The following is a 4,107-nucleotide window of genomic DNA, read 5'->3' on the forward strand; positions in this document are numbered from 1 at the left end:
CCGGCTTTCGGAAAAAGGCGATGCAAAATCAAAGACCTAGTGCATCATGGCGGTTCCGATATCCGGCACGATGCACTAGGTTGCTTCGCTGCGCTCGCAATGGCGGCTCGGTTCACCGAACAATTGGATCAGAACCGTAGAAAGCGCATTGCGTTACCGCTTCCGCGCCGGCGCTGATCCCATCCAAAACCAAACGCAAAAAGCCCGGCCGCGCGCGCGGTCCGGGCTTCTGCCGTTCGAAGGGAACGTCTTAGGCGACAGTCGCCGGGTTCACCGAGACCTGGCCCGCCGGGTTGCCGCCCTGCGACGGGGCAGCGGTCGGCGACGGGAAGCCGGGGCGGCGGCTGCCGGCCGGGAAACGGGGCTTCGGCTTCGGAGCGGCGATCAGGCCCTCGCGGATCGCGGTCTTGCGGGCCTGCTTGCGGGCACGGCGGACGGCTTCCGCCTTCTCGCGCGCCTTGCGCACGGACGGCTTCTCATACGCCTTGCGCTGCTTCATCTCGCGGAAGATGCCCTCACGCTGCATCTTCTTCTTGAGGACGCGGAGCGCCTGATCGACGTTGTTATCGCGAACGAGTACCTGCAACGGACTTGATCCTCTGGACCTGGATTTGGGGCTCGCGCAGCTCGCCGCCGATCTGGAAACCGGCAACGTCCCTCGCCCGGGAGAACCCGGGAGGGACGGGAACGTCGGTTTCCGAATCGGCGTGGAGCCCACGCCTTGGCGCGCCTTCTACACCAAGCGCGAACCAGTTCCAACATCTTCGCGGCAGCGATCTTCGCAGCGGCCGTATCGAGATCCTCGGACACGAAGCGGATACCGGTTCGGCGCGCACCTGCCCTGCTTGGGGCGGATTCGGCCCGCCGCACGATTGCAACGCGATCGGGCGCGGATCTAGGCTGGGCGGATGACGCACGACGACTCGCAGCAATTCGCCAGCGACAATTACTCCGGCATCTGCCCCGAGGCCTGGGCGGCCATGGAGGCGGCCAATCGCGGCCACGCGCCGGCCTACGGCGAGGATGCCTGGACGGCCCGGGCCGCGGACGCGTTCCGCGGGGTCTTCGAGACCGGGTGCGAGGTGTTTTTCGCGTTCAACGGCACAGCGGCGAACGCGCTCGCGCTGGCCTCGCTGTGTCAATCCTATCACAGCGTGATCTGCGCCGATTCGGCCCATGTCGAGACCGACGAGTGTGGGGCGCCGGAATTCTTCTCCAACGGCTCGAAGCTGCTCACGGTCCGGACCGAGGGCGGCAAGCTCACCCCGGAGGCGATCCGCGGTCTCGCCACCAACCGCAGCGACATCCATTTCCCGCGGCCGCGGGTGGTCACGATCACGCAGCCGACCGAGACTGGGCAGGTCTACTCGCTGGCCGAGTTGCGGGCGCTCTCGGTGACTTGCCGCGAGCTCGGCCTCGCGCTGCACATGGATGGCTCGCGCTTCGCCAATGCCTGCGCCAGCCTCGGCTGCAGCCCCGCCGACATGACCTGGCGGGCGGGGGTCGACGTGCTGTGCTTCGGCGGCACCAAGAACGGCATGCATGCCGGCGAGGCGGTGGTCTTCTTCGATCCGAAACTCGCCGAGGATTTCGGCTTCCGCTGCAAGCAGGCCGGACAGTTGGCCTCGAAGATGCGCTTCCTCGCCGCCCCCTGGGTCGGCATGCTGGAGAGCGGCGCCTGGCTGCGGAACGGTGCCCACGGCAATGCCTGCGCCCGGCGTTTTGCCGAATCCGTCGCCGGCCTGCCGGGGATCCGCGCGCTGTTCCCGGTGGAGGCCAATGCCGTGTTCCTGGCCATGCCGGCCGCGACCATGGAGCGGCTGCGGGCACGGGGCTGGCGGTTCTATACCTTCATCGGCGGGGGGGCGCGGTTCATGTTCGCGTGGGACGCCGAGACCGCGCGCGTGGATGCCCTGGTCGCCGACCTGCGAGCGCTGGCGGCCGAGGCGGCGTAAGATAGGGTTTCCAAAGGGCTCAGCCCTTTGGCGGGGTTCCGGGGCGGAGCCCGGAGGCTTGCAGGGCTCCACCCTGCACCCGCAAAAGGTCGAACGACCTTTTGAAACCGGGACTTGGATCAGCCGAGGTCGACCGACGCCGCAGGTTCTTTGCCAATACCGGGGCTTGCCGCTACACGATCCCGAGACCTTCGCCCGAGACCGCGCGCCGGGCGACGCCCCTCACGTTCCGCCGACCCAGAGCGTTCGCTCCATGCTGATGCAGACCAAGACCGAAGCGAGGCCGGCCGATCCGGTTGCGCGGCGGCGCACCTTCGCGATCATCTCCCACCCGGATGCGGGCAAGACCACGCTGACCGAGAAGCTGCTGCTGTTCGGCGGCGCGATCCAGCTCGCCGGCGAGGTCAAGGCCAAGCGCAACCGGGTCTCGACCCGGTCCGACTGGATGGGGATCGAGAAGGAGCGCGGCATCTCGGTGGTCACCTCGGTGATGACCTTCGAGTACGGCGACTGCGTCTTCAACCTGCTCGACACGCCGGGCCACGAGGACTTCTCCGAGGACACCTATCGGACGCTCACCGCGGTCGATTCGGCCGTGATGGTGATCGACGCCGCGAAAGGCATCGAGGCGCGCACGCGAAAACTGTTCGAGGTGTGCCGGCTGCGCGACATCCCGATCGTCACCTTCGTGAACAAGCTCGACCGCGAGGCCCGCGACCCGTTTGAGCTTCTGGACGAGATCGAGAAGACGCTCGCCCTCGACGTCGCCCCGGTCACCTGGCCGATCGGCACCGGCCGCAACTTCTCCGGGACGTACGAGCTCGGCGGCAATCGCGTGCGCCGGCTCGACGCCGCCGAGGATGCCGGCATGGTCACGGTGTCGGGCCTGCAGGACCCGCTGTTCGACCAGCTGCTCACCGAGAACGGTGCGGCCGATGCGTGGCGCGAGGAGGTGGAACTGGCCGAGGGCGGGCTGAAGCCGTTCGACCTCGACGCGTTCCGCGAGGGGCACCTGACGCCGGTGTTCTTCGGCTCGGCGCTGCGCAATTTCGGCGTGCGCGACCTCATCGACGGTCTCGCCAAGGTGGCGCCGCCGCCGCGCGGACAGGATGCCGACAAGCGCCTGGTCGAGCCGACCGAGCCGCGCATGACCGGCTTCGTGTTCAAGATCCAGGCGAACATGGACCCGAACCACCGGGACCGCATCGCCTTCATGCGGGTCTGCTCGGGCAAGCTCAGCCGCGGCATGAAGGCCCGGCTGGTCCGCACCGGCAAGCCGATCTCGCTCTCGGCGCCGCAATTCTTCTTCGCCCAGGACCGCGCCATCGCGGACGAGGCGTTCGCCGGCGACGTGGTCGGCATCCCGAACCACGGCACCCTGCGGATCGGCGACACGCTCACGGAAGGCGAGGACATCGTCTTCCGCGGCGTGCCGAGCTTCGCCCCGGAAATCCTCCGGCGGATCAAGCTCACCGACGCCATGAAGGCCAAGAAGCTGCGCGAGGCGCTCCAGCAGATGGGCGAGGAGGGCGTCGTCCAGGTGTTCGTGCCGCAGGACGGCAGCCAGGCGATCGTCGGCGTGGTCGGCGCGCTCCAGCTGGACGTGCTGAAGGAGCGCCTCCAGACCGAATACGGCCTGCCGGTGGATTACGAGACCTCGCGCTTCTCGGTGTGCCGGTGGATCGAGTCCGAGTCCGAGATCGAGCTCGACAAGTTCGTGGACAGCCACGGCTCGGCCATGGCCAAGGACCTCGACGGCGCGCCGGTGTTCATGGCGACCACGGCGTTCTCGCTCCGCTACGAGGAGGAGCGCTACCCGGCGGTCCGCTTCACTGACGTGAAGGATTATCAGAAGCGGGCGGCGTGATTTTTTGGGGGGTGGGGTGCGCGACTGGCTCTCCCACCAATTCCCCTCATCCTGAGGTGCGGCCGCGCAGCGGGCGCCTCGAAGGAGCCCTCCAGACGCCTCGCGATCCCTGGAGCCCTCCTTCGAGGCTCGCTACGCTCTCACCTCAGCGACTGTGTTGGGCGTCAAGCGGTTTGCCATGGTTTCTGATCCCGGATCATGGCGTTGAGGATGGTGAGGAGCTTTCGGGCGACGGCGATGACGGCGACCATCTTTGGCTTGCCGGCGGCGACCAGCCGGTCGCGG

Annotated in this window: 3 protein-coding genes and 1 pseudogene; 2 read left to right on the forward strand and 2 right to left on the reverse strand. The window is 67.7% G+C overall.

The genetic code is table 11. The features are described 5' to 3' along the window. Positions 1 to 250: 250 nt before the first annotated feature. Positions 251 to 586, reverse strand: a complete 336-nt coding sequence (gene rpsU, locus MKL09_RS27235; RefSeq protein WP_244025114.1) for a 30S ribosomal protein S21 — start codon at positions 584 to 586, stop codon at positions 251 to 253. A 322-nt stretch (positions 587 to 908) separates the two neighbouring features. Between rpsU and MKL09_RS27240 the strand changes: the two genes are divergently transcribed. Both MKL09_RS27240 and MKL09_RS27245 read left to right on the forward strand, forming a co-directional pair. Next, positions 909 to 1,955, forward strand: coding sequence for a threonine aldolase family protein (locus MKL09_RS27240; protein ID WP_244025115.1), 1,047 nt, complete (start codon positions 909 to 911; stop codon positions 1,953 to 1,955). A 253-nt stretch (positions 1,956 to 2,208) separates the two neighbouring features. Continuing rightward, entirely contained in the window at positions 2,209 to 3,822 is a 1,614-nt protein-coding gene (locus MKL09_RS27245) for a peptide chain release factor 3 (protein ID WP_244025116.1), read from the forward strand. 164 nt (positions 3,823 to 3,986) lie between these two features. Here MKL09_RS27245 and MKL09_RS27250 read toward each other — a convergent pair. Next, a pseudogene (locus MKL09_RS27250) lies at positions 3,987 to 4,107 on the reverse strand (IS110 family transposase); the annotation flags it as partial.

Source organism: Methylobacterium sp. J-048 (genome assembly GCF_022829515.1).
Taxonomy (GTDB): Bacteria; Pseudomonadota; Alphaproteobacteria; order Rhizobiales; family Beijerinckiaceae; genus Methylobacterium.

Bases quoted from the DNA above. Each gene is read 5' to 3' on its own strand.
- MKL09_RS27245 (WP_244025116.1), top strand. From the start codon at position 2,209: ATGCTGATGCAGACCAAGACCGAAGCGAGGCCGGCCGATCCGGTTGCG.
- MKL09_RS27240 (WP_244025115.1), top strand. From the start codon at position 909: ATGACGCACGACGACTCGCAGCAATTCGCCAGCGACAATTACTCCGGC.